24 protein-coding genes, 3 tRNA genes and 3 pseudogenes are annotated in these 25,869 nt (G+C 67.3%); 18 read left to right on the top strand and 12 right to left on the bottom strand.

Translation table 11 applies throughout. The features are described from left to right. Positions 1-266 precede the first annotated feature (266 nt). The 6 genes and pseudogenes from C1I99_RS04670 (at position 267) to C1I99_RS04640 (ending at position 4,616) form a co-directional block, all read left to right on the top strand. Positions 267-832 (top strand): annotated as a pseudogene (locus tag C1I99_RS04670) (kinase). 101 nt (positions 833-933) lie between these two features. Beyond that, the gene (locus C1I99_RS04665) at positions 934-1,536 is read left to right on the top strand and encodes a nucleotidyltransferase family protein (protein ID WP_111132899.1); all 603 of its coding nucleotides are present in this window, start codon (positions 934-936) and stop codon (positions 1,534-1,536) included. Between the two features lie 411 nt (positions 1,537-1,947). Beyond that, positions 1,948-2,403 carry a hypothetical protein gene (locus C1I99_RS32595; RefSeq protein WP_158553967.1) on the top strand — a complete coding sequence of 152 codons (456 nt, stop codon included), beginning with the start codon at positions 1,948-1,950 and terminating at the stop codon, positions 2,401-2,403. Then, positions 2,400-3,008: a dihydrofolate reductase family protein gene (locus tag C1I99_RS04650; protein WP_111132896.1), complete on the top strand. Its 609-nt coding sequence runs from the start codon at positions 2,400-2,402 to the stop codon at positions 3,006-3,008. The genes C1I99_RS32595 and C1I99_RS04650 overlap by 4 nt, the downstream gene beginning before the upstream one ends. Before the next feature lie 52 nt (positions 3,009-3,060). Then, positions 3,061-3,384 carry a YciI family protein gene (locus C1I99_RS04645; protein ID WP_111132895.1) on the top strand — a complete coding sequence of 108 codons (324 nt, stop codon included), beginning with the start codon at positions 3,061-3,063 and terminating at the stop codon, positions 3,382-3,384. After that, a complete protein-coding gene (locus C1I99_RS04640) occupies positions 3,381-4,616 on the top strand; it encodes an RNA polymerase sigma factor (protein ID WP_111132894.1) in 1,236 nt (411 codons plus the stop codon). Before C1I99_RS04645 ends, C1I99_RS04640 begins: the two co-directional genes overlap by 4 nt. Positions 4,617-5,014: 398 nt before the next feature. Here the strand turns inward: C1I99_RS04640 and C1I99_RS04635 are convergent, their stop codons facing one another. After that, entirely contained in the window at positions 5,015-5,839 is an 825-nt protein-coding gene (locus C1I99_RS04635; RefSeq protein ID WP_233512327.1) for an integrase core domain-containing protein, read from the bottom strand. A 422-nt stretch (positions 5,840-6,261) separates the two neighbouring features. Between C1I99_RS04635 and cas1 the strand changes: the two genes are divergently transcribed. Next, entirely contained in the window at positions 6,262-6,921 is a 660-nt protein-coding gene (gene cas1, locus C1I99_RS04630; RefSeq protein ID WP_111132893.1) for a CRISPR-associated endonuclease Cas1, read from the top strand. A 106-nt stretch (positions 6,922-7,027) separates the two neighbouring features. Here cas1 and C1I99_RS32225 read toward each other — a convergent pair whose 3' ends face one another. From C1I99_RS32225 to C1I99_RS04615, 4 genes and pseudogenes are all read right to left on the bottom strand, one after another. Beyond that, positions 7,028-7,549, bottom strand: coding sequence for a hypothetical protein (locus C1I99_RS32225; protein ID WP_146603889.1), 522 nt, complete (start codon positions 7,547-7,549; stop codon positions 7,028-7,030). A 235-nt stretch (positions 7,550-7,784) separates the two neighbouring features. After that, positions 7,785-8,183: pseudogene (locus C1I99_RS33740) on the bottom strand (transposase); the annotation flags it as partial. Positions 8,184-8,540: 357 nt separating this feature from the next. Continuing rightward, positions 8,541-9,104 carry an NADPH-dependent FMN reductase gene (locus tag C1I99_RS04620; protein WP_111132891.1) on the bottom strand — a complete coding sequence of 188 codons (564 nt, stop codon included), beginning with the start codon at positions 9,102-9,104 and terminating at the stop codon, positions 8,541-8,543. A gap of 87 nt (positions 9,105-9,191) precedes the next feature. Then, positions 9,192-9,680: an SRPBCC domain-containing protein gene (locus tag C1I99_RS04615; RefSeq protein ID WP_111132890.1), complete on the bottom strand. Its 489-nt coding sequence runs from the start codon at positions 9,678-9,680 to the stop codon at positions 9,192-9,194. A 139-nt stretch (positions 9,681-9,819) separates the two neighbouring features. Between C1I99_RS04615 and C1I99_RS04610 the strand changes: the two genes are divergently transcribed. Further along, positions 9,820-10,245, top strand: coding sequence for a winged helix-turn-helix transcriptional regulator (locus C1I99_RS04610; protein ID WP_111132889.1), 426 nt, complete (start codon positions 9,820-9,822; stop codon positions 10,243-10,245). Positions 10,246-10,599: 354 nt separating this feature from the next. Then, positions 10,600-11,763: an IS110 family RNA-guided transposase gene (locus C1I99_RS04605; RefSeq protein WP_111132888.1), complete on the top strand. Its 1,164-nt coding sequence runs from the start codon at positions 10,600-10,602 to the stop codon at positions 11,761-11,763. 259 nt (positions 11,764-12,022) lie between these two features. Here C1I99_RS04605 and C1I99_RS04600 read toward each other — a convergent pair whose 3' ends face one another. Then, entirely contained in the window at positions 12,023-12,646 is a 624-nt protein-coding gene (locus C1I99_RS04600; RefSeq protein ID WP_111132887.1) for a TetR/AcrR family transcriptional regulator, read from the bottom strand. 67 nt (positions 12,647-12,713) lie between these two features. Between C1I99_RS04600 and C1I99_RS04595 the strand changes: the two genes are divergently transcribed. The 5 genes from C1I99_RS04595 to C1I99_RS32570 all read left to right on the top strand — a co-directional run bounded on the left by C1I99_RS04595 (position 12,714) and on the right by C1I99_RS32570 (position 14,924). Beyond that, complete coding sequence (locus C1I99_RS04595) at positions 12,714-13,667, top strand: VOC family protein (RefSeq protein WP_111132914.1); 954 nt, start codon at positions 12,714-12,716, stop codon at positions 13,665-13,667. A 498-nt stretch (positions 13,668-14,165) separates the two neighbouring features. Next, positions 14,166-14,239 (top strand) — tRNA-OTHER (locus C1I99_RS32585). 1 nt (position 14,240) lies between these two features. Further along, positions 14,241-14,325, top strand: a tRNA-OTHER gene (locus C1I99_RS32580). A 54-nt stretch (positions 14,326-14,379) separates the two neighbouring features. Then, a tRNA-Tyr gene (locus C1I99_RS32575) sits at positions 14,380-14,461 on the top strand. Positions 14,462-14,597: 136 nt separating this feature from the next. After that, the gene (locus C1I99_RS32570) at positions 14,598-14,924 is read left to right on the top strand and encodes a hypothetical protein (RefSeq protein WP_111132886.1); all 327 of its coding nucleotides are present in this window, start codon (positions 14,598-14,600) and stop codon (positions 14,922-14,924) included. A gap of 42 nt (positions 14,925-14,966) precedes the next feature. Here the strand turns inward: C1I99_RS32570 and C1I99_RS04585 are convergent, their stop codons facing one another. Both C1I99_RS04585 and C1I99_RS04580 read right to left on the bottom strand, forming a co-directional pair. Continuing rightward, positions 14,967-15,293: a hypothetical protein gene (locus tag C1I99_RS04585; RefSeq protein ID WP_111132885.1), complete on the bottom strand. Its 327-nt coding sequence runs from the start codon at positions 15,291-15,293 to the stop codon at positions 14,967-14,969. A gap of 302 nt (positions 15,294-15,595) precedes the next feature. Next, positions 15,596-16,015: a VOC family protein gene (locus tag C1I99_RS04580; RefSeq protein ID WP_111132884.1), complete on the bottom strand. Its 420-nt coding sequence runs from the start codon at positions 16,013-16,015 to the stop codon at positions 15,596-15,598. Positions 16,016-16,207: 192 nt separating this feature from the next. Here C1I99_RS04580 and C1I99_RS33735 point away from each other — a divergent pair, with 192 nt between their 5' ends. Further along, a complete protein-coding gene (locus C1I99_RS33735; RefSeq protein ID WP_233512326.1) occupies positions 16,208-16,345 on the top strand; it encodes a hypothetical protein in 138 nt (45 codons plus the stop codon). Positions 16,346-16,501: 156 nt separating this feature from the next. Here the strand turns inward: C1I99_RS33735 and C1I99_RS04575 are convergent, their stop codons facing one another. The 3 genes from C1I99_RS04575 to C1I99_RS04565 form a co-directional block, all read right to left on the bottom strand. Next, positions 16,502-17,530 carry a LuxR C-terminal-related transcriptional regulator gene (locus C1I99_RS04575; protein ID WP_111132883.1) on the bottom strand — a complete coding sequence of 343 codons (1,029 nt, stop codon included), beginning with the start codon at positions 17,528-17,530 and terminating at the stop codon, positions 16,502-16,504. After that, the gene (locus tag C1I99_RS04570) at positions 17,512-18,171 is read right to left on the bottom strand and encodes a hypothetical protein (RefSeq protein ID WP_111132882.1); all 660 of its coding nucleotides are present in this window, start codon (positions 18,169-18,171) and stop codon (positions 17,512-17,514) included. Before C1I99_RS04570 ends, C1I99_RS04575 begins: the two co-directional genes overlap by 19 nt. A gap of 367 nt (positions 18,172-18,538) precedes the next feature. Then, positions 18,539-19,858 (bottom strand): lysyl oxidase family protein, encoded by a 1,320-nt coding sequence (locus tag C1I99_RS04565; protein ID WP_233512325.1) that lies wholly within the window; start codon positions 19,856-19,858, stop codon positions 18,539-18,541. Positions 19,859-20,945: 1,087 nt separating this feature from the next. Here C1I99_RS04565 and C1I99_RS04560 point away from each other — a divergent pair. The 3 genes and pseudogenes from C1I99_RS04560 (at position 20,946) to C1I99_RS04550 (ending at position 23,820) form a co-directional block, all read left to right on the top strand. Beyond that, a pseudogene (locus C1I99_RS04560) lies at positions 20,946-22,631 on the top strand (ISAzo13 family transposase). A gap of 101 nt (positions 22,632-22,732) precedes the next feature. Then, entirely contained in the window at positions 22,733-23,323 is a 591-nt protein-coding gene (locus C1I99_RS04555) for a helix-turn-helix domain-containing protein (protein WP_158553965.1), read from the top strand. Continuing rightward, the gene (locus C1I99_RS04550; protein WP_325049190.1) at positions 23,251-23,820 is read left to right on the top strand and encodes a nitroreductase/quinone reductase family protein; all 570 of its coding nucleotides are present in this window, start codon (positions 23,251-23,253) and stop codon (positions 23,818-23,820) included. Before C1I99_RS04555 ends, C1I99_RS04550 begins: the two co-directional genes overlap by 73 nt. A 267-nt stretch (positions 23,821-24,087) precedes the next feature. On the opposite strand, the gene C1I99_RS04545 is transcribed toward C1I99_RS04550, so the two are convergent. Further along, on the bottom strand, positions 24,088-25,869 hold the full coding sequence (locus tag C1I99_RS04545) for an FtsX-like permease family protein (protein ID WP_111132879.1): 1,782 nt from the start codon (positions 25,867-25,869) through the stop codon (positions 24,088-24,090).

Here is a 25,869-nt window from a genome sequence, read left to right as displayed (position 1 = left end):
TCCTCGACGGGCGACACTGCCTCAACGCCGACAGGCTCACCGAAATCGGCTACCGATCCCTGACCATGACTGCGCCAGCCATCCCCCCGCGCGCTCGGGCCTGACTGCCCATGATCGTCCGGATGACATCATCCGGGCGGCCCGCAGACCCAGTTTGTAGCGAGCGCCGACCGCTCGACACGATCCCCACCTGGCGAGTCGAGCGGTCGGGGGTGTCATTCAGCTCCACCCGCTTGCGATCAAGTCTCGCGATGAGGAGCGCCGCCATGGACGACCTGACTCACACCGGCAGCCCTGAGACGATCCTTGTCTTCATCCGCGGCAACTCCGGATCCGGGAAGAGCACGATCGCTCGCGCGTTGCGGCGCCGGCACGGCCGCGGCTGCGCCCTCGTCGAGCAGGACTACCTACGTCGAGTCCTGCTGCGGGAACGGGACAAGCCCGGCGGGCTCGGCCCGCCCTCATCGAACAGACGGTCCGCATGGCCCTCGACCACGGCTACCACGTGATCCTCGAAGGGATCATGCACGCCGCCCGGTACCGGCGGATGCTCACGTCACTGCGCGACGCTCACCGCGGCCGGACGCTGTTCGTCTACCTCGACGTGTCCCTGCCCGAAACCCTGCGTCGGCACGAGATGCGCCCGCAGGCCACGCAGTTCACGGCGGACAACATGCGCGACTGGTACGCCCCTCATGACGTCCTCGGCCACGACGACGAAGTCGTCCTGCCCGAGACCACCTCGATGGAGGAAGCCATCCTGCGCATCGCTACCACCGCCGCGCTGCCCCTGACCGGCCGCGATGACGACCTTCTTCCCGCCACGCCCTGACCTTCCCACGCCCTCGCCACCGGCTCCCGGACCACGCACCCGAGCGCACGGTGACCCGCAGACGACGATGCCGCGTCGGCGGGTGCCCCTAGGCTGGGACCGTGCGGGAGGACGAGCTGCGGGACTTGGTCCAGCGCAGCCCGTGGCTGATCCGGGCGCTGGGTGTCGTCCGGGACTCCGGCCTGCCGGACGCCTGGATCGGCGCGGGCGTCATCCGCGACCTCGTCTGGGGCGAGCGGTACGGCGACGGCTTCGACCCGTCGTCGGTGCGCGATGTCGACGTCGTCTTCCTCGACCCGGCGGACCTGAGCCGCGACAACGACGACCGGGCCACCGAGCTGCTGGTGGCGGCCTGGCCGGAGCCGCCGTGGGAGGCGAAGAACCAGGCTGCCGTGCACACCTGGTTTCCGGGGAAGTTCGGCGGCGACCCGGTGGCCCCGTTGCGGACCATCACCGAGGCGGTCGCCACCTGGCCCGAGTACGCCACGGCCGTGGCGGTACGCCTCGACGCGCATGACCGGATCGTGGTCTGCGCGCCGCACGGCCTCGGCGACCTGCTCGACGGCATATGGCGACGTAACCCGACCAGGGTCAGCCCGGAGATCTCCCGGCAACGACTCGCCCGCCACCGCCCCACCGAACGCTGGCCCGGCGTCCGCGTCGTGAACCAAGTCGGCGCTCACGGCTCCCGAATGCCGCCGTGATCTGCGACCTTGAGTCTGGAGCCTTTCGGCAATTGGGAGACGCGGATATCAGAACCTGCGGAATGCTGGGTGAGATCAGTAGCTGGCTCTGCCCGATGGCACCACACGGCTCTGCCGACCGGCATGCCGGTCACCCTAGGTAGTCGACGGGACGTACTTGCTCGCACCGATCTGCGGCTGGATGTGCGCTATTCGGCAGATCCGCGCACCTGATCTTGGACGGCTCGCTGGCGCGTGTCGGCCGCAGCGCACCTGGCAGCGGAAGCTACGCGCCGCCGAGCGGGCGTACGCCGACGTCCAGCACCATGCCACCCGCAGGTTGAGCGTGGACCGACGCAACTACCGTGCGCTGTACTGGTACATGGGTGCAGATCTGCGGTACCGGCTCGCGGAGTTGCCCGGCGGGAGCTGATGCGGCGGGGTGGTCTCGTTGGGGAGCCGGTCGTCGACGCCGCGTTACCCGCATTTCGGGCGAAGATCGCGGGCCGCTTCCTCGGCGATGTCGAGGTTACCGAAGCGCCTGGTCAGGGCGGCGACCACCCGGGCACACTCCTCGTGGTGGGCCCGGGTGACCGCCTCGCGGACGCGAAGATCCTGACCGGTGGTGGCGGGCGTCGAACGGCTCGGGCGCGAGGCAACCTCGTCGGTGGCGTAGCCGCCGAAGCGCTGGATGCGGGCGGTCAGGCCGAGCGGCGGTGCGCAACCTCGGGGGCCGACAGGCTCGACTCCGACGTGCTGCCGAAGAGGCGTCCCGGAAAGTTCTTCAAAGAAATCCGGGAGGCGGTGTCGGATCGGGGCGGTGGTGTTCGTAGCAGGGGTGAGGCCGCCCACAAGGGGCGGCGCCAAGGCAAGGAACCGCGATCATGAAGCTGACGACCATGACCCAGGTCACCATCGATGGGGTGATGCAGGGAAACGGCGGCGCGTCGGATGACCGCAGGAACGGATTCGAGCGCGGCGGATGGGCCCGGGGGCGGGGTGACGACGAGACCAGGACGCTCATCACGCAGACCTACCAGCGCGCCGAGGCGTTCCTGTTCGGCCGGCGCACCTACGAGTTGTTCGCCGGCTCCTGGGGATCAATCGACCAGATGCGCGCACATCCCATCGGCGTGGCCTTGAACGGGGCCCCCAAGTACGTTGCCTCGACCACGCTCACCGCGCCGCGTTGGGAGGACACGACCGTTCTCTGCGGTGACCTCGCGGCGGCCATCAGTGAGCTGAAGGCCAAGCCCGGGGGTGAGCTGCAGGTGCACGGCAGTGGCGCCCTGACCCGGTGGCTGCTGGAGAACGATCTGGTCGACGAGATGATTCTGATCGTGGTCCCGGTGATCCTCGGCCAGGGCGCGAGACTGTTCCCGGAGACCGGTCCGGATCTTGCGCTCGACCTGGTCGAGTCGCGGGTCGACTCGAAGGGCGTGACGATCCAGGTCTTCCGGCCGGCCGGGCGCCCGCGGTATGCAACGGCCTGAAGTCCCTGACCACCGAACCACGGTGTCTTGACCCAGAGGAGATGATCTTCAGATGCAGTACCTGGTTTCCGTGATCGATGACAAGAGCAATCCCGGCAGCACGGATAGGCAGCCTGCCATCAGCGCGTTCAACGAACGGCTGATCGCCGAGGGTTATTGGGTTTTCGCGGGCGGGCTCGCGGACACCGACGCGGCCACGGTCATCGACAACCGGGGCGAGCAGGCGGTGTTCAGCGACGGGCCTTTCGTGGAGTCGAAGGAGTACCTCGCCGGCGTCTGGGTGTGGGAGGCCCCCGATCTGGATGTGGCGCTCAAGCTCGCCACCGAGGCGTCGAAGGTCTGCGATCGGAAGATCGAGGTGCGGCCGTTCCTGTGAGCGACGTCGAGGAGGCGATCACCCGGGCCCACCACGAGGAGTGGGCCCGGGTGGTCGCCGCCCTGACCAGGCGCTTCGGTGACCTCGACGTCGCCGAGGAAGCGGCGGCCGAGGCGTTCGCGACCGCCGTCGAACGGTGGCCGGCCGACCGAGTGCCCCCCAACCCCGGCGCCTGGCTGACTACCACCGCCAACCGCAAGGCCATCGACCGGATCCGGCGCGAGAACAAGCGCGACGACAAGCACAAGGAGGCTCAACTGGTGTACGACAACACCCCACCCGAGCCTCTCGGCGCCATCGACGACGACCGGCTCCGGCTGATCTTCACCTGCTGTCACCCGGCGCTGGCGATGCAAGCCCGCGTGGCGCTGACACTGCGCATGCTCGGCGGGCTGACCGTGCCCGAGATCGCCCGCGCCTTCCTGATGCGGGAGACCACCTTGGAGCAGCGGATCACCCGCGCGAAGGCCAAGATCAAGGCGGCTCGCATCCCGTATCGGGTGCCGGCCGCGGAGGATCTCCCGGCACGCGTCTCCGGCGTGCTGACCGTCCTCTTCCTGGTCTTCAACGAGGGCTACCTGGCCACCGGCCCCGACACCGATCCCGTACGTCACGACCTGACCACCGAGGCGATCCGGCTCACCCGCCTGATCCGCGCCCTCCTACCGGACGACGGTGAGGTGGCCGGGCTGCTGGCGCTGATGCTGCTCACCGAAGCCCGCCGCCCCGCCCGGGTCTCGGCCAGCGGCGAACTGGTCACCCTCGACGAGCAGGACCGTGGGGCCTGGGACGCGACGCTGATCGCCGAGGGCCACCGACTGGTCCGCGAACGCCTCGCCGCTGCCGCCGCCGGGGTAGTTCCGGGTCGCTACCAGATCCTCGCCGCGATCAACGCCGTGCACACCTCCGCCCGCGACATCCGCGACACCGACTGGTCCCAGGTCGTCGCCCTCTACGACCAACTCGTCCACCTCGACTCCTCGCCGATCGTCGCCCTCAACCGGGCCATCGCGGTCGCCGAGCTCGACGGACCGGAGGTGGCGCTGGCGGCCGTCGACCGTCTTGAGGACAAGCTGGCCGGCTATCACGCCTACCACGCGACCCGCGCCGACCTGCTGCGCCGGCTGGGCCAAAGTCAGCAGTCGCGCGCGGCCTACGACAAAGCCATCGAGCTGGCGGGCAACACCGCCGAGACCGCCAACCTGACCCGCCGCCGCGACCAACTGCGGTAGCGCCCACGAATCCCGATCGAAACCCCGCGCGCAACGGCCGCCGACCCCCGACGCGCAGACGATGCCCCGGTAATGGCAATCAGATCGGCGTAATACCCACATGAGGTCGTTCGACTTCTGACGGTCGGCACCGCACTGTCATCGGCATGTGCGGACGCTTGGGGACCGCCATGGTCAGAATCACCCCGGGGTCCGAGCGACCCCGGGGTGAGCGCTCCGTGGTTCTCCGGCGGCGGCGCCGACGGTAGGTATGCGGACGGAACGTTGTTGATCTTCGATGATGTGCGCGGTGTGTGCTCTCGCAGCCTGCGGCTGTTGGTGCGCCCGGAGACGGTGCTGCGCTGGCACCGAGACCTGGATCGCCCTGTACCGTGCCAAAACTCGTTCAACGGCCCGCATCAGGCTGCCCGGTAGTACTCGTTGATGACCCCTTTGAGTCGTCGTCGGCGCCGTACTGGCATGGTCATCGGGATGACGACTGTCGGGTCATGGTTGGGCGGTCGCTGCTGCCGTCCTTGGTGTGGCCGGTGGTTGTTGAAGTGGTCGACGTACTCACCGGCCACGGCCAGCGCGTGCCGCTCGTTGTAGATGAGCAGGTTGTCGGTGCACTCCTCACGCAGGCTGCGGCCCCAGCGCTCGATGAAGCAGTTCGCCCGCGGGGTGCGGGGTGGCGTCTTGACCACCGTGATGCCTTCGGCGGTGAAGACGTGGTCGAAGGCGGCGGTGTACTTGCCGTCGCGGTCGCGAATCAGAAATCGCCAGGCGTCGCTTCGCTCGCTCATGTCCATAGTCAGGTTGCGGGCTTGCTGGGCCACCCACTGTCCGGTGGGGTGCGCGGTGACGCCGAGCAGGTGGACCCGCCGGGTGGTCACCTCCATGACCACCAGCAGGTACAGGCGTCGCAGCAGGATGGTGTCGAGGTGGACGAAGTCGATGGCCAACAACCCGGCGGCCTGGTTGCGCAGGAAGGTTCGCCAGCTGGTGTCCTGCGGGCGGGGCGGTGGGCCGACGCGCCGACGGACCAGGATCCGCCGGATCGTGCCCGCCCCGACCCGATATCCCAGCCGCTGCAGTTCGCCCTGGATCCTGCGGTGGCCCCACCGCGGATTCTCCCGGGCCAACCGCAGCACCAGGTTCCGGACCTCGTCGCTGACCGGTGGCCGGCCGGGTCGGTTCGGATAGGTCCAATGGCGTCGTACCAGCCGCCGGTGCCAGCCGAGCAACGTCGTCGGATGCGATCCGGTGCGCCCGTATCCTGCGCGGGAGCAGGCGGGCCAGCGCGGATCGCCCGGTCCGGCCAGGACAGCCGCGGCCGGTCCCGGACCTGGCGGCGTAGCACCGCCACCTCATGCCGCAGCGCGAGGACCTCGACCAGCAGCGCCCTGTCGCTGCGGATCAGCAACCCTAAACCGCTGAACAGGCGGATTATCGCCAAGTACAGCAACCGCACGACCATACCGGCGATCATCAGCCCAAGCCGAGTAATCCGAGCTCACAGCATGTGCGACGAGTTCTGGCATGGTACAGGTTCAGAGTTCGGCTGGATAGCGAGATCGTGGAGGGGTAAGACGGCACAGGCGAGGCTCCCGGTCGGGGCATCGGATCTTGGTCGACTGCTGTCTTACCTGGAGCCTCGTCTTCATCGATGTCCGGGCTGCCTGCACCCGCCACGAGCTGCAAGATCAGCTTGGAAAAGGCTCACTCAATGCGCTTCCCGGGCGAGAACACCGCCAACCTCACGATGCAGCAGCTACGCGGCAAGGAGGGCGCACGAGTTCGCCGGACGTACCATGAGCACGGCGAACGAACCGGTGTTGCCTGGCGGCACCGCGACTATGACCGGGCCGACTTCGCCGGTGGCGACCCTATCAACCAAGCACTGTCGGCCGCACACGCCTGCCTGTACGGCATCGTGCATACGGTCATCGTCGCGCTTGGGGCCGCTTCCGGTCTCGGGTTCTTTCACACCGGGCATGAACGCGCTTTCGTGTACGACATCGCCGACCTTTACAAGGCTGAGATAACGATCCCAGTTGCCTTCGATGTGGTGGTTAGTGGCTCGACCGATATGGGCACCGATGCGCGACGCGCTGTGCGTGACCGCGTGCACGACGGGGCCATTCTCGCGCGGCTGCGTACGCATGTTGCTGCTTCAAACCTGACCGTCAACGAAATCCGCCCACTGATCAACGCCTCATCGTTGGCCCAGCCAGCGACCTCGCCCACCGTTTGCACTGGTCACACTGGCGACGCCGGCATCAAGCCCGCGCCCGCGAGCCCACTACAGACAACGATTCAGCCGTGAACTTCAGCCATGATCCCGAACGGCGGCTGCCGCACTGGGCGCTTTCCGGGTGATCCGCTGGCCGGTCCACTTCGGCGCAAAGGCTGCATCTCTGTTTAGATCGGCATCACTCAACAAGCCGATCCTCAATAAAATACATCCGCTTCAGGATCTTCCCTTCCTTGCTTTTGTCATAACAATAGTATTTCTTCTGCGGATCGGCATCCGGCCAGGTTATTGATGCGATCAGATCGTTCTTGTGGTGCTCTAGCTGATCCGTATTCAGGTAACCTTCATCGGGCTGCCAGTCTCTTGGCAAATCGTCGCTTTCTCTGTAGAAGTACATGTAAAAAGTCCTGCTCTTGCCTTCTGTTACTTTAGCTTCTCCTTCAATCGGGTGATCCTTACTGTATTTTTCAACCAATTCTTTCAGTTCTACTAGATCTTCGGGTGGATTCAGAATCATATAATGCTTTCTGACAGTCACCTCCCGTTCATCCGCTTTACCGAAGACCTCCTCCGTGTTGTCAATTTCGAAGATCCTTGTTTCCCCACCTGATTCCTCATTCTCTGTACATCCAAGCAGGCTCAGTGGAATGAAGAACGCACCAATAATCAGGGCCAGAATCGTCAGATTGGCTTTAACCACTCAACTCCCCTTCAAATGGCATATCATTCCCGTTGAAATGGATGGACCGCAGCACATCTGGCAACGTAGCTGGGATCCACAAGGCGTCGACGCGGCAAACGCCTCCGTCCGCTTCGACCGTCCTCACGGCGGCCCATCCAAAGAGGGACCGCGAGACATGACGCGAGGGCCGCTGCGGCGCGGAGCTGCCATGAACGCGAGGCGAGGGGCAACGCGATCATGAGGGAGAGATTACCTATCGGATCATCGTCGCAAAGGCCAGCTCACCGGTGGTGGTGTTGCGGCGGATCAGGAGGCTGTGTCGGCCGCCGTTGTCGGGGTCGGCGTCGGTGGTGACCTCATCCAGCCAGGCCCAGTCGTAGAAGCGTTGCCCTTTCGACCCGGCTCCAGCGCTGCGGCGCTGCCACGCCGAGGCGGGTAGGTCGGCGGCGACCCGGTCAGCCCGGAGGCGGACCGTGCCGCCGCCGAGTGGGACCAGGTGGCTGCGGGACACGGCCAGGACATAGCCCAGCTGGTGTTCGCGCAGGTGGGCGCGGAATACGCTGCTGTTGCCGTAGGCCTCGTCCGCGGCGGCCCAAGCCACCGGCACGCCGGCGTCGACGGCTGCGGTGATCATCTCGGCGGCCAGCTCGGACTTCGTGGCGAAGGCGACCTCGTCGGGGACACCGGCGGCCTGGCAGCGGTCCCGGTCATCCCGAGCAGCGCCTCGCGCGCCTCCCGCAGGTACCGATGAAGATTCGCCTTGGCGTCGAGGTCTGCCACGCCGCCTAGGATCTCACCGCCGTGCCCGCCGCGATGCCCTGTACGCCCGCGGTCCGAGCCGCGCGGTGACCGCTCTTGATCAGCCACCATGCACGGACGGCGGCAGATCCGGGCGTCGTTTATCTCTCGCCCAATCAAGCAGCTGGATCCGTTTGCGGACGCTGTCGCGACGGGTCAGGCCATCGCCTGGGCGGTGGCCTGACTGTCATCGTGAGCGGTCTGAGTGTGGTCAGGGTCGGCGCAGTGGTGCGAGCGCGTCGGCCCAGGCGGTCACCTCGGTGAAGAGCTGGCGGAGCATGCTGTTGTGGCGGTCGCCGGGGGTGAACGTGGTGAACGCTGTGAAGTCGGTGGCGAGTGACAGGCTGACCTGGGTGCGTACGCCGGCCAGTTGGAGACCTGCCGTGACGAGGCGCAGGTGTTCGGCGGCGCGTGCGCCGCCGACGTTGCTGCCGTAGGAGACGAAGCCCGCCGCCTTGTTGTTCCACTCGCCGTAGAGGTAGTCGATGGCGTTCTTCAACGCCGCGGGGATCGATCGGTTGTACTCCGGGGTGACGAAGACGTATCCGTCGAACTCGGCGATCTTGTTGCTCCACTTTTGTGTGTGGGCGTGGGTGTAGGAGCCGAGTAGCGGTGACTGCGGCTCGTCGAAGATCGGCAGGCCGTAGTCCTCGATGTCCACCACCTCGACGTCGACGCCGTCGTGCTGGCTGCCCTGCTCGGCGACCCACTCGGCCACCTGGTGACCGACCCGGCCGGGGCGGGTAGTGCCGAGGATGATCCCGATGTTCGTCATGCCTGGTCCGTTCCTGCTGATCGGATGGTTACTGATGGTCGGAAATGTTGTGCTGCGCGGAGTGATCCCTCGATCCGACACGGACTGTCACTGACGTTGCTGATGCCGACGTCCGGATTGCAGCGCCGCGTCGAGGCCGTTCAGCCGCAGCACGCTTGCGCCGCGCAGGTGCGCGAGGTCCGCACTGCCGTCCCCCGTGTACCTGAGAAAGGTCACCTGTTCGGTCCATCCCAGGCAGGTACCGTCTGTTTCGGCGTCGAGCCGTACGGTGACCAGCGAGGTCCATCGCAGTTCACCGTCGACGACCGCCTCGTAGCCGTAGACGATCCGGTGGCTGCCCGCGATGTCGATGTATCTTGACCGGTACTCCAACCGTTCGGGCGCGGTGTCCAGCCCCGTGTAGGTGCTGCGGGCCGTCTCGCCTCCGCCCACCCGGAAGTCGTGCTCGTAGGAAGCTCCGTTGCCGGGTAGCCGGAACCACCGCCGCCTGATCGCGGTGTCGGCGAACGCGATGAAGACCTCGCCGGGCGGCACGTCGAGGTGCCGCGAGATCGTGAAGGTGTCGTGCCGGACCATGCCGTCCTCCCGTTGTCACGGCCACGAAGGGGTGGCCGCACGTCAGTTACGATCAGTAAGAAACGTGCGCCCGCCGGTTTTAGTCCGGCTCTCCCATACGCACTTTGAAGTCAGCTACTGACGCATGAGGAACAAAGCCATGACGAGCATCCGTGGTACCGAACTCGCGCAGCGCGGGGTCGCGCCGGACTGCGTCCAGACGATCGAGCTCGTCCGCGACGTGCTGGCGCGGGTGGGCGACAAGTGGACGCTGCTGACCATCACGGTCCTGGCGTCCGGCCCGCTGCGCTTCACCGCGCTGCACGAGCAGGTCGCCGGCATCTCCCAGCGGATGCTCAGCCAGACGCTGCGCGCCCTCACCCGCGACGGGTTGGTAACCAGGACCGGATACCCGGAAGTACCCCCGAGGGTCGAATATGCCCTGACGCCACTCGGCCGCTCACTGAGCGAGGCCGTGGACGGACTCGTGAACTGGGTCCGTGGCCACCAGGCAGACATCGTCCGCAACCGCGACGAGTTCGACCAGACACCCGCCGCGAACACAGCCACCCCGCCCCACGCATAGCCGCGCCCTATCACTCGCGACTGCCACATCGCGATCTCAGTCGAGTCCAGACACACTGTCGTCGGCACGAGCGAGCGCAGAGCGCCACCGCACGTCCGTCACACGCTGTGACGCCCGGTCTGCGGCTACTTAGAGACTTGGTCCAGGATCGGTGTCCGGCCAGACTCGGTCCAGGTGCCCGGCGAGACGCTCCTTCATTGCGGCTGCCCACCGGTGTCATTGGTGTGGCTCTCTCATGGCCTGCGGTCTCGCCGGGCGCCGCGCGAGGAGTGGCTGGAAAGGGGTTTGTTCTGCTCGAAGTAGCGGTGCCCTCCTTGCTGACAACGTCGTCAAGTTCAGCATGAGGAGGCGCCGATGGCGGTGATCATCGGGATGGACCCGCACAAGCGTTCGGCCACCATCGAGGTCGTCGACGAACGCGGCCGGGTGCTGGCTACGGGCAGGTACGGCACCGACAAGGCCGGCTACGCCGAGATGCTCGCGGCCGGTCGCAGGTATGCGGATCGGGTTTGGGCGGTGGAGGGCTGCAACGGCATCGGCAAGCACATCGCTCACCGCCTGGTCCACGACGGTGAGACGGTGGTGGACGTGCCGGCGAAGCTGTCGGCGCAGGTGCGGGTGTTCGCCACCGGCAACGGCCGCAAAACCGATGCGGTGGATGCGCACTCGGTGGCGATGGTGGCGCTACGCAGCCCGAATCTGGTGCAGGTTCAGGTCGATGCGGACCTGCAGGTGATGGGCATGCTCGCCGACCGGCGTGACGAGCTGGGCCGCGCCCGTACCCAGACCATCAACCGGCTGCACCGGTTACTGCTGGAACTGTTGCCCGGCGGGGCGAAGAAGTTCCTATCCGCGGCGCAGGCCCGCGCGTTGATCGCGACGGTCAAGCCCCGCGACATCGTGGGCAAGACCATACGCCGCCTCGCCGTCGAGCTCATCGGTGAACTCGAGGGCATCGACAAGAAGATCAAAGCCGCGGACAAGGATCTGAAGGCCCTGGTGATCGCCCGCGGCTCGACGCTGATGGACCTACACGGTATCGGCCCCGCCGGGGCCGCCCGACTGCTGGCCGACGTCGGAGACATCAGCCGGTTCGCCGACCGCGACCGGTTCGCCTCCTGGAACGGCACCGCACCCCTGGACGCCTCCTCCGGCGACCAGCAACGCCACCGGCTCTCCCGCGCCGGCAACCGGCGAATCAACCGCACGCTGCACATCATGGCCGTGGTCCAGCTGCGCAACCGGACCGAAGGCCGCGCCTACTTCGACGCGAAGAAGGCCGCCGGGAAGACCTCGATGGAAGCCATGCGCGCCCTCAAACGGCGGTTGTCCAACGTGGTCTACGCGCGCATGGTCGCCGACCAGAGGAGGAGAGATGCGGCGGACCCGGGAGGGCAATCGGGGACGACTCTGCAATCCAGCGTGACCGACCTGACCCCGGACATCCGCCCTTCGGACAAGCCACTTCCCGGACCCGCCACCAGCCAGCCTAAACCCAGCCTGTCAACGGTGTCTTGACATAAAGGGGTGCCTACTTAGGTGAGTCAACCCGACGGGAGATTGCCTACGCGGAGTCACTCGGCAAGCCGGTTCGGTATCTGAGTCGCGAGCGCTTGGCGCGAACGGGAGACGGCCCCCAAGAGTGAGTCCGACCGGGCGGTCCGCTCATCGACACGACCGAGCGCTTCGCCCTACCCCGACGCCTGTCACGCAACGTGACGCCCGATCGGCGGCATGAGCGTACACTCCGAAGCGACCTCGGACGAGGGGGTGGGAGTCAGTGCGGTTGCGTTGGTGGTTGCTCGCTGGTCCAGCTTTGCTTTAGGCGGTCGATCAGGTCGATGAAGACAGAGAAGGCGTGGTCGACGCGTTCGCGGTCGTTGGTGGCTAGGAGATCGAGTTGCAGGCCGCGTGCCTGGGCCACGATCATTGACGCGATCAAGGGCGCTTGCTCGCCGGGGCATCCTTCTGCCAGGACTAGTCGCTGCATGAGCCCAAGCGCGTCGTGCATTGCTTGCTGAAGGAAACGCTCGTAGCGCTCCGGCTCTCGTGTGGCCTGAGCGAAGACCTCGAACAACAAGCGATAGACCGGCAGGCGGTCTGCGGTCGTCGACCGCCGCCACCACGAGCCGAGGTCGGCCAGGCTGCCGGATGAGTCGGCCAGGCCGGCCGTGTCGGCCAACCGCTGACGAAGCACATCGGTCACCTCGATGAGGAGGGCCTCCTTTGTGCCGAAGTGGTGCAGCAGAGCCCCGTGGCTGACCCCTACTGCCTCGGCCAACGGCCGCATCGCCAGATTCGCTAACCCATGCGCGAGAACGTAGTTGACCACGGCATCGAGCAGTTCGGGCCGCCGGTGCTGGTAACGCAGACGCCTACCGTCCACGTGCTGCGCGCTCATTCGTCTCAGGGTACCCACCCCCAAAGTTGCTTGACCATATGGTCAAACTACTTCTAGCGTGGTCGACATGGCCCCTGAGATCACCCGCCTGCACCACGTCGGTCACGTGGTCCGCGATATGCCCGCCGCGCTCAAGCTGTATCGACGGCTAGGGTTCGCGCTGCCCACGCCGAGTTATCCCGCGATGGTGCCGCAGGACGGAGGCACACTCGAGCCGTTCGGCGCAGCCAACACCCACGCCGACTTTCCTCAGGACTTCGTCGAACTGGTGACCGTCGTCGACGTCGACGGCGCAGGTAGTCGAGTGCCGGCCGACGCGCGACTGGTCCCGCTGAACGCCCCGCCCAGCGTGCTGCCATCACTGATGGAGCGGATCAACGCCACCAGCGCGAACCTGTCCGACTGCCTGGACCGGTACGAGGGCCTGCACATCCTGATGCTGTCCTCGTCCGATATCGAGGCGACCGCAGCTCGTTTCACGAACTCCGGGATAAAACACGGCGGGGTCAACACCGTGCGACGCCCAGTAGGCCCCCGAGTCGAAACAGTCCGATATCTGGAGATCGACGGCGTCCAACCTGGCGTGGAGGCAGAAGGCAGGATCGGCGTCGCCGCGGATCTGGATCCCGGAATCCAGAGCTCCCGCGCGGCCGACCATCCCAACGGCGCCGTCGGTCTCGTCGACGCTACGCTCTGCATCGCCGACCCTGAGTTGGACGCTGTCCGGACACGCTACGAGGCTTACCTTGACCGCACACCCAAGGCCAACGGACGCGGATATGTGTTCGATCTCGGCGCGGCAACACTGACCCTGGTGCAGGCATCCCGCCTCGCCGAGGCTCTGCCCGGACAGCAACCACCGGCACTGCCCGCCCTCGTTGCCTACACGGTCGAAGTCCGCGACCTAGCCGCGACGAAGGACCTCCTCCAGACCAACAAGGTCCCGCTGGGTCGAGCAGCATCCGGAGAGCTCTTCGTACCAGCCACCGCCGCGATCGGAACGGTAATCGCCTTCCGTTGAACCGACAGAAACACCCCTACATCGTCCGACAAACCAACGCACTCAACTCGGCATGTGCGGATGCTTTGGCGAGACCGTCATGGTCAGAATCGCGGCGGGTCCGAGCGACCCCGGGGTGAGAACTCCGTGGTTCTCCGGTAGCGGCGCCTACGGTAGGTATGCGGACGGAACGTCGTTGATCTTCGATGATGTGCGCGGTGTGTGCTCTCCAGCGGTTACCAACCCGGGTGAACCGGTGCCAACGCGGGTTACGGTGGCGACCGCCGGTCGCATACCGCGGCTCGTGTGCTCCGGGTGTGGTCCTGGGCTGGGCGAACAGGGGTACGGGTGACGCGGGCGAACCTGGGCCACTCCCTGCCACCCCAGGTGAACCCCCAGGTCGCTAGACTAGGTCCTCGCGCCCTCGTAGCCCAGGGGATAGAGCATCGGTTTCGAAAGCCGTTGGGGTAACACCCGTGGGCGTTCGAATCGCCCCGTCTCCGCCACGAGCAACGACGACTCGGCATTGGGCGACTGGCAGCCCAGCGGCTGTTGAGCCGCCCGTCCTGGTTCGAGTCCAGGTGCCGAAGCCACGGAGAGGCCGGCCGGCTACGGAAGCGCCGTTGGAAGCGGCGCAGGGGTCGCCCCCTCGTGGGTTCGAATCCCACCCTCTCCGCCACACCCTGGTACCCAGGCTGGGCACCCAGGCGAAGGCCGGAGTTCCGGCCACCACGCGGGCGCGTCGACGTTGGAGAGTCGGGGCCGGCTGTAACCCGGTTGCTTGCGCTGAAGGGGTTCGAATCCCTCCGCCTGCACCCTGCCTAGAATCGTCAAGATGCCGCTGTACGGAGCAGTGGAACGCACCTTGAAGAGGTCGAAGCCGCATTTGATGACCACGAAGGACGCGATCGTGCACCAGTAGAGGCCGCTGACCGAACCCGTGATCCGGACATGGTTAACGTCGCCTACGCGTTCAACGATCTCCTTGTCGAGCAGGCCGATTGTTCCGGTGATATCGCCGTGGGCGAGGGAACTGCATCCGCTCCATACGACTTCGGCGAGGTCCGCGCCGAGGGTGGTGAGGTCACCGGCGGCCTTGACGATGTCGGAGTACTGCGTCGACCGCAGTGCCTTCTTCGCGTCGTCCGGTTCAACACCCGCCTTGATCACCAGGTCGAGGAGCTGCCGCTCACGCTGTTCGACGGTCTGAGCACCGGGCTGTCCAACCAGTTCGCGCAACCTTGCCGAGTGGCGAACCTCTTTGGCCTACAGGGATAGCCGACGTGTCACGCGGGCCAGCCGAGTCGCCGGCCCCAGCATCTAGACAGCGCGAGCGCCGTTCTCGAAGGCACCACGGATGAGCGAGGACTGGGCGTGGGTGTGGATGGAGACCGAGGCCGAACGGTCGGTCAGTTCGCTGACCACCGATGACCGCAGGCACTGCATGTGGTCGACGGCGACCGTCAGTGCGTGCCAGGCGCTGTGCGAGACCTGGTACGGGTCGGTCTTGGCGTCATCGCCCGCTAGGGGACTGCCCGGCTGGACCTGCCAGGCAACGCTGGGGCTGGCGGTCATCTCGCGCCAGGTGTCGACCTTGTCCAACAGCGACAAGAGCTGCCGAAGGTCGCGGTTTTCGTCGGCTCGCACAGCCGGCGATGCTACGCCCGACCTCGTCGGCTCTGTTGGGATTTATCTGCCAGTGGAACCACGGCCAGTGCTGGCGGCTCGTCGCCGCCGCAGGTGTCGGCGTGACGGATCAACCTGCCCAACCGGGTACGCCCGAACGTGCACAGGTCCCAACGACGCTCAACGATGGATCCCGGAGGTCCGCCGCCGTGCCGTCGATCCGGCCATCCACTTCAACGACTATCACTGTCCGGTCGTGATAACTGAGGGTGACTGCCTTGGCGCCCGAGCCGCCGCGCGCATCGCGGCAAATACGTGCGTGTCTACTGCGAGCCCACGAGAATGCAGAACGGGTGTCTTGCCGGGTCGGCGAGAACGTAGAGGGGCTCTTCGCGCTTCTCGGTGCGGTCTAGGAGCACGATCGCTCCGAGATCCTCGGCTCGCCGACGGTGTCGCTCCAGTTCGTCGACCGTGGGCACGCAAAAGTCGAGGTGCATCTGCTTGGGAACGTCGTGCGCAGGCCAAGTCGGTCGCGACAGCGTGTGGACTTCTTGAAAGGCGAGCACACGGTTGCCGTGGCCGTCGACCAGGACCAGCCAGTCTTCGTCGTCGACGCTGCCATCCGTCGGAGGTTCGTCACCAGGGCGGCACTGGAGGCCCAGCAGTTCGCGGTAGAACTCGGCCAGAGCGCGGGCATCGGTCGCATCCAGCGCGGTGTGCATCAGCACGGGATAGGTGGACACCAGTGATTCCCCCTTCCTGTGGTTGTTAGCCATCTCACCACGACGTCGCTGAGAGCGGCGACATCCTGACATCGGCAAAGTCGTCCCGCAGCCTGCTTGATGCGCCACGGCGGTACGTCTGGGCGCTCGTCAATCAGGCGTTGCAGCCGAGCGCGTCCAGCGCATCCCGTGCGCGGTACGCAAGCTGTGCTCATGACCGACGCAGCAGTGCTGTCGCTGGCAGATCTTCGCCGAGGGCTCAACGTGCTCTGGACGTGGTTGAACCCCGGTATGGAGCGGTCGTGGACCTCGACGCCGACGCCTACTACTGGACCGTCGGCCCGCCGGTGACGATGACCAAATCTATAGAGGTTTCGCCTTGGACCATCGAGATGGGTGGCCGCTGTTCGTGCCACTCCAGAAGTGGCACATGAGGGTATCGTTGACCTGCGTGCCGATCTGGTAAGGCGGCTGGGAGAGTGCGACCACGTCACCCTTGCGACCGGCTCAGCCCTTGGGCTTCGGCGGCGGCGCGGCGAGGTGCCGGGCGCCGATGGCGAGCCCGAGCTGGAAGCGGTTGTCCACGCCTAGCCGGTTCATGAGGGACCGGATGATCGTGGAGACCGTGCGGGTGCTGATTCGCAGCTCGCGCGCGGCGGAGACGTCGGTGTGGCCCTGTGCCAGCAGTCCGATCAGCGTGTGCTCGCGGGGGCTGAGGGTGATCCGGGGCATCGTGTACTCCTGTGCGGCGCGGCTGGCCGCCCAGTGCCGCTCGAACAGTGCCACGAGTGCGGCCACGACAGGCGGTTGGGTGACCTCCAGGTAGCCGAGGTTGACGTCGGTCGGCGCCACCGGGAAGAGGGCTACCTTCCGGTCCACCACGAAGAGCTTCATTGGTACGGACGGCATCTCGCGGTAGGCGGGCCGTGGGTCGGCCGGCGTCCGCCCGTACGGGGACATCGGGTCCGGGGTGGCGGGCTGGACGCCGAGCACCCGCATGGCGACGCCTCGCTCGAGGAGCGTGCGGTCCATGGCGACGGCCGGTTTTGCGGCCTCGGCGTCGAAGCGCGGCTCGGGGTGCATGGCTAGGTGCTCGTGCCGGGCGACCGCGACGAGTTCGGCCAGCCGGGCGCGGCTCGCGGCCCGTGTCTGAAGGTGCCGCAGCCCCTCCCCCAGACGTACGGCTTGCGCGGCCACCTCGGGGACGGTCTCGCGCCTCCCCGTGTCGGCGGCCGGCGGGGGTGGGGTGGTGCGGCGCGCCTCCGCAGTGGCTCGCGGCACCCAGACGACGCCCGCCTGGGCCGGCGACCGGCGGGCGACGGCGAAACCGAGAGCGGCCAGGTGGTCCAGGGCCTGGGTGATCCGCTGGCGGGGCATGCCCAGCTCGCGGAGGAGCTCGCCTGCGGTGGCCCTGCCGAACGTGACGAGCCGGCGGTAGACCAGGTCCGCGTCGGGTGACGCGCCCCAGCCGATCAGCGAAGGCTGGGCCGGTCTGCGCTCGCTCTGCTCGCGCGGGGTCACAGGCAGGTCCCGCACGTCGGGTCGGGCGTGTAGTCATGCTCCCGGGACACCGGGCCGAGGACCCGCGGGTCGTCCGTCGGGATGGGCGCGGCGACCGGCAGCTCGCCCGGACCGCCGGCGTCGACGCCGAGGCAAGCTACCCGCCCATCGACGGCGTATGCGACGCAGAGCGCCGTCATGTCGGGAGCCAGATTGAGGCGGATACCGCTGATCTGGAATGTGAAGGGGGTCGGCCCGGACATCGACTGGTACGGCACGGGGCCGCGGCTGCGCACACCTGTGCCGCCGTAGAACCGGACGACGGTGAACCCGTTGGTGCTTGCGGCGTCGGCGCAGGGCTGGATCCACCCCGATATCCACAACCTCGGCGCGCCGGACTCGTCCCGGTCCGCCCGGACGTCGGTGATCGCCCCGGTGGCGCACCGGGCCGGCGACCACTCCGGTGGCGCCGTGACCGTGCTGATCGGCGTGGGAAGCGCTGCCGGACTGCGCGGCGGCATAGTCGGGCGTGTGGTCGGATCCGGCTCGTCGGCGACCTGCTCTGGTGTCCCGGGGACACGGCCGGCCACGTCCGCGGCCGACGCGGGCGCCGCCATGACCAGGATGAGAAGGATCGCGCCGCAGACCGCAAACCGGGTGCGGTGGTAGCCCGCCATCGAGTCCCCTTCCGTTCCACGCCGTCGTTTGTGGCATCATGCAATCAGGCGTCGAGTGGACAGTCACGACCCTTTGCCGATTCGTGTCCTAGGCTGCGTGATCATGCAGTTGCGCCCGGCCGCGTGATCACGCAGATTCGCACCGCTCTCAGAGCCGCGGCCCACGTCTTCTTGACCGGCCGCAAGGCCCGATCCGAGCATCACGTCCGCCGATATGGCTGGAAGGGTGGATGTGAGACGAGCTGGACCGCTGCGGGGGCGCCGTGGCGCCCCCCGCGCTGGTCAGATGACGCGGACCTGGAACTGAGAAGGCGTGCCGATCATGTACCTATGGCCCCGCAAGATCACCAGGCGGTCTTGGTCGACGTCATCCGTCGACGATTCCATGTGGAGGGACGTGCACTGTGCGGTTTCCGGGGGTGCCGCCGATGATGATTTCGCGGTGTGAGGTGTTGTTGGTGGTGTTCTGCTCGTGGAGTGTGTGGTCGGGGTTGGCGGCGATCTCGATGTAGTAGGTGCCGTTGGGCAGGTCGGTGATGTCGAAGCTCTGACCGGGCAGGTCCTGGTGGTAGGTGTCGCCGTTGCCGATGTGGAGTGCCTGCCGTACGGCGAGTGCGGATGCGTTGCCGCACGACGTGTGCAGGTCGGTGTTGTCGGGGTGCCAGTTGGCGTGTGGCAGTGTGTAGTCGATTGGGTCGGTGTTGGCCAGGCAGAAGGCTTCTTTGCCGCTGCGGACGGCGATGCTCTTGTCCGCGTTGAGGAGCCGGTACTGGGCGAAGTCGGTGAAGTGCCAGTGGTGGTGGCCGTCGCGGGGGTCCCACTGCATGGTGCCGACCGGGGCGTATCCGACCTGCCTGCCGCGGGTGTCGTAGAAGTACTGGTAGGCGTCCATCACGTCCTGGTCGGGCCGGCGGAAGCCGTCGACGACCAGCGGTGATGTGCCGGCGACCCAGACGGTCGCGGCGAAGTTCAGGTAGTCACGCTCTAGGCCGTAGGGTGTGTAGATCGCGAAGGCGGGTAGCGGGCGCAGGTCCGGCCTCGGTCCGTCGGGGACGCTGAGAGTGCCGGTCGGCCGTTGTCCGGCCGGCGTCAACGAGGCGTGTGAGTGGGAGTGTGGCGTCGCCGTCACACCAAAAGCGGTGACCGTCCGTACTGTCACCTGGACCGTTGCCGACCATCGGTCCGGCGGGAATCCGAATAGGTCGCGGTAGGGCTGGTTGATCGACACCACCGCCGTGTAGGTGCCGTCGTGGAGGAAGAGGGGTGTGATCCACCGTGGTGCTGTCCGTACGCTCCATCCGGCCTGGATTCCCCACACCGCGCCCAACGCGAACGGTGCGAACGACGCGCAGCGGTTGGGGTAGGGCGACGTGGCCGGGGCGTCGGGACGAGTCCGCGCCGCATCGCCGTTGGGACAGAAGGTCTCATCACGATCGGCCACCAGGTTTCCTGCCGCATCCGTCACAGACAGGTGGATGAACGCGGGGAAGCCCGCGAAGTCGCTCAGCAGGCCTGGCGGAAGCGTGACCTTCCGCTGCTTACCGCCCATGTGGACAAGTTGTGTGGCGACGATCGGCTTGGCGTACGTGGCTCGCGTCGCCCGCACCTCGAACGGAGCGTCTCCGGCCAGCACGTGCGTTCCCGGGTCCAGCCTGACCGCTTCGCCCTCCTGCCGTTCGACGGTCACCGCACCGGTGGCGACGAGTCGCAGCGGCGGTTCTGGCGTCGCAGCGATGGCTGCCGATGCGGGGAGGAGGGCCGCGATCGCTGCCGTAGCCGTGAGTAGCGCGGTCCGCCGGTGAGCTTTTCCAGTCATCACACTTCCCGAGCGTGGAAACAGATCTGACGACGTACCGATCACGGCCGGTGGTCGCTGCCTTGCTGGCCCGACCACCGAGCCGTTGAGGGATTAGTAACAGCCGAAGATGGCGGTCTTGCCGCTAGGCGTTAACCGGAAGGTGCTTGCGCCTCTAGCCTGGCAGGTGTAGCTGATGTCGCCGCGACCCCGCGCGACAGTAACCCATCGCTCAGGCACAGTACCCTCGGCTTTGTCGAATCTCTCAATCGAGACCAGCATTGGGATCGCCTCCCACTTGGGTGGTTCATAACACATCTGCCAGTGGGTGGCGCCCAGCACTCCGTTATTGAGGTACCAGTCAAGGACGGTTCCGCATCCGGCTTGGGCCGCGCTCCCGGTGGTGAATAGCGTGCCAGCCAGTACCGTGCCGGTCAGTGCGATCCTCGCACAGATCCGACGCAAGCTTCTGATCAAGGTGCCCTCCCTACTTGCCCACATTTACCTGACGATTCATGACGGGTGTAATTCACCGGCCCCGGGCGCGGTGTGTGTGACCAAGGGCCGCGCGGCACCGGGACCCACGGCCGTCTCGCCGGCACCACGTAGACAGACGAGCACGTGATCGTGCTGAGCCGTGACCGCCACCAGCAGCGCGCCCGACTGTTGTCACTGATTCTGGCACTCGCCCTCCCAACAGTCGCCCACCCCGAGGTTCTGACCACAGCCGCCAACGCGTCAAGCATTTAGAGGGTTAATTCCCATACGCGCCCGGCAGATCGCGTAATGCTGCAGCGAAACCCTTCGGGAAAACGCAGGCGCCCTCACCCGATCGACGACTGGTGGCGTGATGGCCCTCGCCGGTCTCGCCACCCTGGACGATGGGCTTCAAGTCTTCGGCAGAAACCTGCACGGGCCGGATTTAGGGCGTGCAGAGAAATAAGTAGCGATTTCCCGCGTGGGCGCTGTTTGATGTGGTATGGGCGTAATGGCGGAGACCGAGGGGGTGCTGGCTGCGAAGTTCCGGGTGTTGTTCCCGCATCTGGATGAGCGGCAGCGTCGTCTGCTGATGGGAGCCGAGGCCCGGATCCTGGGCCATGGCGGGATCAAGCTGGTGGCCAGGGCCGCCGGGGTCGCGGAGCGTACGGTGTCACGGAGAGTGTCCGATCTGGACTCAGGCGAGGAGCCGTTGGGTAGGACCCGTCGGGCGGGCGGGGGCCGGAAACGGCTGGTCGATCTTGATCCGGGGTTGCGGCTCGCGTTGCTGGCGTTGGTCGAGCCGGACATGCGGGGTGACCCGATGTCGCCGCTGCGCTGGACGACCAAGTCGACCCGCAAGCTCGCCGACGAGCTGACCGGGCAGGGCTGGCAGATCTGCGCCGACACGGTGGCCGACGTGCTGCGCGCGGAGGGCTTCAGCCTGCAGGCCAACGCCAAGACGATCGAGGGCAAGCAGCATCCGGACCGGGATGCCCAGTTCCGCTATCTCAACGAGCAGGTCACGGACCACGAGGGCACCGGTGATCCGGTGATCAGCGTGGATACGAAGAAGAAGGAACTGGTTGGCGAGTTCAAAAACGGTGGGCCGGAGTGGCAGCCAGTGGGTGAGCCCGTCCAGGTCAAGACGCACGACTTTCCCGACCGGGAGACCGGCAAAGCGATTCCGTACGGGATCTATGACGTGACCGCGAACGCCGGCTGGGTCAACGTCGGCTGCGATCACGACACTGCCGCGTTCGCGGTCGCCTCGATCCGCCGCTGGTGGTCCGCCCGCGGCACAAGCGACTACCCGAATGCCCGAAGGCTGCTGATCGCCGCCGACGCGGGCGGCTCCAACGGTCACCGCACCCGGGCGTGGAAGACCGAACTCGCGGCCCTGGCCGCAGAGACCGGACTTCACATCACGGTGTGCCATCTGCCGCCGGTGACCTCGAAATGGAACAAGATCGAGCACCGGCTGTTTAGCCACATCACGATGAACTGGCGCGGCAGGCCGCTGACCAGCCACGAAGTCATCGTGCAGTCCATCGCGGCCACCACCACCCGCGCCGGTCTGAAAGTGCAAGCCGAACCCGACACCGCCGCCTACCCCACCGGAGTCGAAATCAGTGACGCGCAGATCGCCGCGCTGCCGATCACCCGACACCGCTTCCACGGCGACTGGAACTACACCCTTCGCCCCCACGACGAGCAGTCCCCGCCACCGTCTGCGCGCCAGGACGGGCCCACGGACAACGCCCCTGACAGGGCCCTGCTGTCCCACCCGGAACTGACCGGCATGCCCCGATAACAGCTCAACGACATGGCCACCCGGTTAGCCGAATCCCAAGCACGACAGCGTGAGCAGAACCGGTACGTGCGGCGCGGCGCCGTACGCCGCCGCGCTATGGGAGCAGGGCCGCCTGTCAAGCTCAGTGACGCCGACCGCATCCTGGCCACCGTGCTCTACCTGCGCAGACTCTGCACACAAGCGGTCCTGGCTGAGCTGTTCAACGTGGACCGAAAGACGATCACCATCGCCGTTCAGCAGACCCGCCCACTCCTGGAACAGCACGGATACGTCATCACACCATCGACGGCCCGGTTCCCCGCGCCAGCAGACCTCGTCGCATTCCTCGCCGACGGGGAAACCACACCCCTATCAGAGATCAAACCAGCGTGTTAATCATCTGCACGCCCTTACGACTTCGTGCGCATTAGGACGGTCGGTGGCGTCGGTCCGGCGTGGGTGATGATCTTCGGGTGTCGATCCGGTGGGCTCGTCGTGTGTTCAGCCATCCCGCGTTCACCGGGATCTCCCGCCGGCATCTACACCTGTTACGGACTGAGCTGCGTGTGGTGTGGCTGGCCGGGCGTGAGGGCCGGCTGTATGCCCGTCGGGGCGGTCACCGGCGGCGGGCTCCCGGTGCCGGCCGTCGTCTGGTCCTGCGGTTCACCGACCGGTTGGTGATCACCCTCTCCCATCTGCGGCTGGGCGTGCCGCACGAAGCCCTAGCCGCGGCGTTCGGGGTGGATCGCTCGACCGTGACCCGGGCGATCGGGCAGGTCCGTCCACTGCTGGCCCGTCGCGGGTTCGCCCGTCCCAGCGGGATCCGGCTGCACACCCTGGCGGACGTGTTCGCCTACGCCGCCGCCGAAGGCGTCACACTGCGGATGGATGCCACGGAGATCCGGGTCCGCCGGCCACGCGTCGGCCGGCCCGGGCGGAAGGCGTTCGTGTCGGGCAAGGCGAAACAGAACACGATCAAGGCCACCGTGGTGGCCGACGAGTACGGCGCGACCCTGTGGTGCGGTGTCCACCGGCCTGCCGCTGGCTGCCGTTCGTGCGTGACAGCGGCCGATACGATGGAGGAGTGACCGAGTCGGACCTGCGCCCTGCCAAGAAGCCGTGGTTGCCGCCCCGTTGGTTCATTCGGCTGTTCTGGTCGGCTCATCGGGGCGTGTTCCGGCGATCCGGCGGCCGGGTCGGACTGTCGCGTCCGCGCGGCAACCGGTACGGAATGCTGCGCCTGACCACCGTCGGGCGTCGCACCGGCCAGCAGCGCAGCGTGATCCTCGGGTACTTCGAGGACGGCGCGAATCTGGTCTCGCTGGCCATGAACGGGTGGGGGGAGCCCGAGCCGGCCTGGTGGCTCAATCTGCAGGCGCACCCGGACGCGACCGTTGACCTGGTCGACGGGCCGCGGCCGGTGCGTGGTCATGCTGCGACAGGCGACGAACGGTCGCGGCTGTGGGCCCGCTGGCGTGAGATCGACAAGAACCTGGACGGCTACGCTGCGCGGCGGTCGTCCGAAACTGCGGTGGTGGTCCTGGTGCCCCGGCCCGGCACGTCTGAGGCGTCGCGGGGCACCTGATCGACTGGCTTTGCTGGATGGGCTGATCAATCACGTGTTCATGGGGGGCGACTGTCGAGCCGAGGTCGACCGTAACGCCAGATAGCGAGCTGGTTGCGGCAGATGCGGATGCCCGATCTTGAATCACGTCGGCTCAGGCCTACCGACGCGGCCCTCGGAAGGCTCTTTGCGGCTTGTGTAGTTGATGCGTCAGCTGCGACTGCCGTCTCGCTCGGCGGTTCCGCTCGTCGTGGTGCCGTGAGCAGACTGTAGGCCGTTGGCGGCCGGTCAGGTTGGTGTGGATTGGAGGGCGTCCGCGACCGGACGCCGGGTGGCGGCCAGGGCGGGGATGGCGGTGAGTACGGCGACGGTGAACAGGACCGTGAGTGCCAGGGCGTACATCCAGGAGGCGGGTGCGTACTGGATGTCGCCCATAGAGGTGATCAAATACAGCCCGATGCCGGCCGGGATCCCGAGGGCGACGCCGGGTATCGCGGGAAGCAGCTGCGCCACCGCCATGCCCACGGTCACCTGTGCGGGTGTGGCGCCGAGCGTCCGCGCGACGGCCAGCGGCTGCCGGGCGTCGAGGACCGCGGTCCAGGTGCTCACGACGGCGTTGATGAGCGCGAGGACGCACAGCACGACGATGACGAGGAGCATGGCCTGGAGGGTTCGTGTGCTTCGGGGATTGACCAGCTCCGTTTCGCCGAGCCTGACGTGCCGGTCTTGCGCCAGGCCCATCAGCAAGGCGGCGAGCCCGGTCGTGGTGATCAGGGTGTTCACCATGACGAAGCGGACACGGCGGGGGCGACGGGCGTTGATGCGCACCCCGATCAGCAGGGCCGTGGGCATCCGGCGGGACAGCCAAACGCGCCACCCGCGGCGACGCGGTGGCGTGGCGGCGTCGGCCAGCGCGTCGACGGTGTCGGTGGTGGCGGCGCGTAGCACGGGTGCCAGGGCCGCCGCGGCGGCGATCGCGAGGGCGAGGACGGTGGCGGCGAGCACGGTGCGTAGCGCGGGCGGGTGGGTGCCGGTGGAGCCGAGGAGCCCGGCGCCGGGGCTGGTCAGCGCTGGTGCGGCGAGCCAGCCGGCGGCCAGGCCGGCACCGGCGGCGGCGAGCCCGATGACGAGGTATTCGGCGAGGTGGACGGCGGCGATCATGGCCGGTCCGGCGCCGACGGCCTTGAGGAGTCCTACCCGGCGGCGTTGGTCGACGACGCGGCCGGCGACGATGTTGGCGACGCTGGCCACCGCGAGGGCGGTGAGCAGCCAACTGCCGACCATCAGGGCCAGGCGCGCCGGTTTGACGAGCCTGCCGTCCGCCTCGGCGATCCCTACCCAACTGCTGTATTCGATCCCGTCCGTGCGCTTGTGGGTAAACGAGGTGCTGGCCCGCGGGTCGGCGTATCTCAGGTTCAGGGTGTACGACAGCGGCCGCGCGCCGGCCAGCGCGCCAATCTGGCTACTGTCGACCCAAACCAGGCCGGCGCTTTCAGTCAGGGGGCTGCCCGCATGAGCGCGCCAGTCGGCGCTCGGGTAAACGGCTCTGGCGGCGGTGACCGCGGTCCCGACCACCCGTAGCGGGTGGCCGTTGATGTCGACGGTGTCGCCGATGTGCACGCCGAGGGCGTTGGCGAAGGTGGGTTCGAAGACCACGCCGCCCGGGCGTACCCAGGTCCCGGCGGTCACCGCGGGCCGGTCGAGCGCCGCCGAGGAGTTGTCCCGGCCCTGCACGACTGCGGGCACGGTCTTGCCGCGTGCGGTCAGCATCAGATAGGCCATCGGATACGGCCCGCTGTGTGCGGTGACGCCGGGCGCGGCGGCCAGCGGCGCGAGGGCGGCCAGAGCCTCCGCGCCCGTCGCTCCCGGCGTCGCCACCACGTCGGGGCCCGCGGTCGCGGCCCGGGTCCGCTCGTACGGCTGGGCGAGAGCATTGTTCAAGGCGAGGCCGAGAGTCAGCGTCGCGGTCGCGGCGCTGATCGCGAGCAGCAGCAGCAGTACGGTCTCGGTGCGCCGCCGGCGCAGGTCCCGCACCATCAGCCGGCACACGAGCAGCAAGCGCCCGGCCAC

The sequence above is a fragment of the Micromonospora deserti genome (assembly GCF_003236335.1).
In the GTDB taxonomy this organism is placed as follows: domain Bacteria; phylum Actinomycetota; class Actinomycetes; order Mycobacteriales; family Micromonosporaceae; genus Micromonospora; species Micromonospora deserti.
The sequence above is the reverse complement of the archived record's forward strand: the minus strand, read 5'-3'. Positions and strand labels throughout refer to the sequence as shown.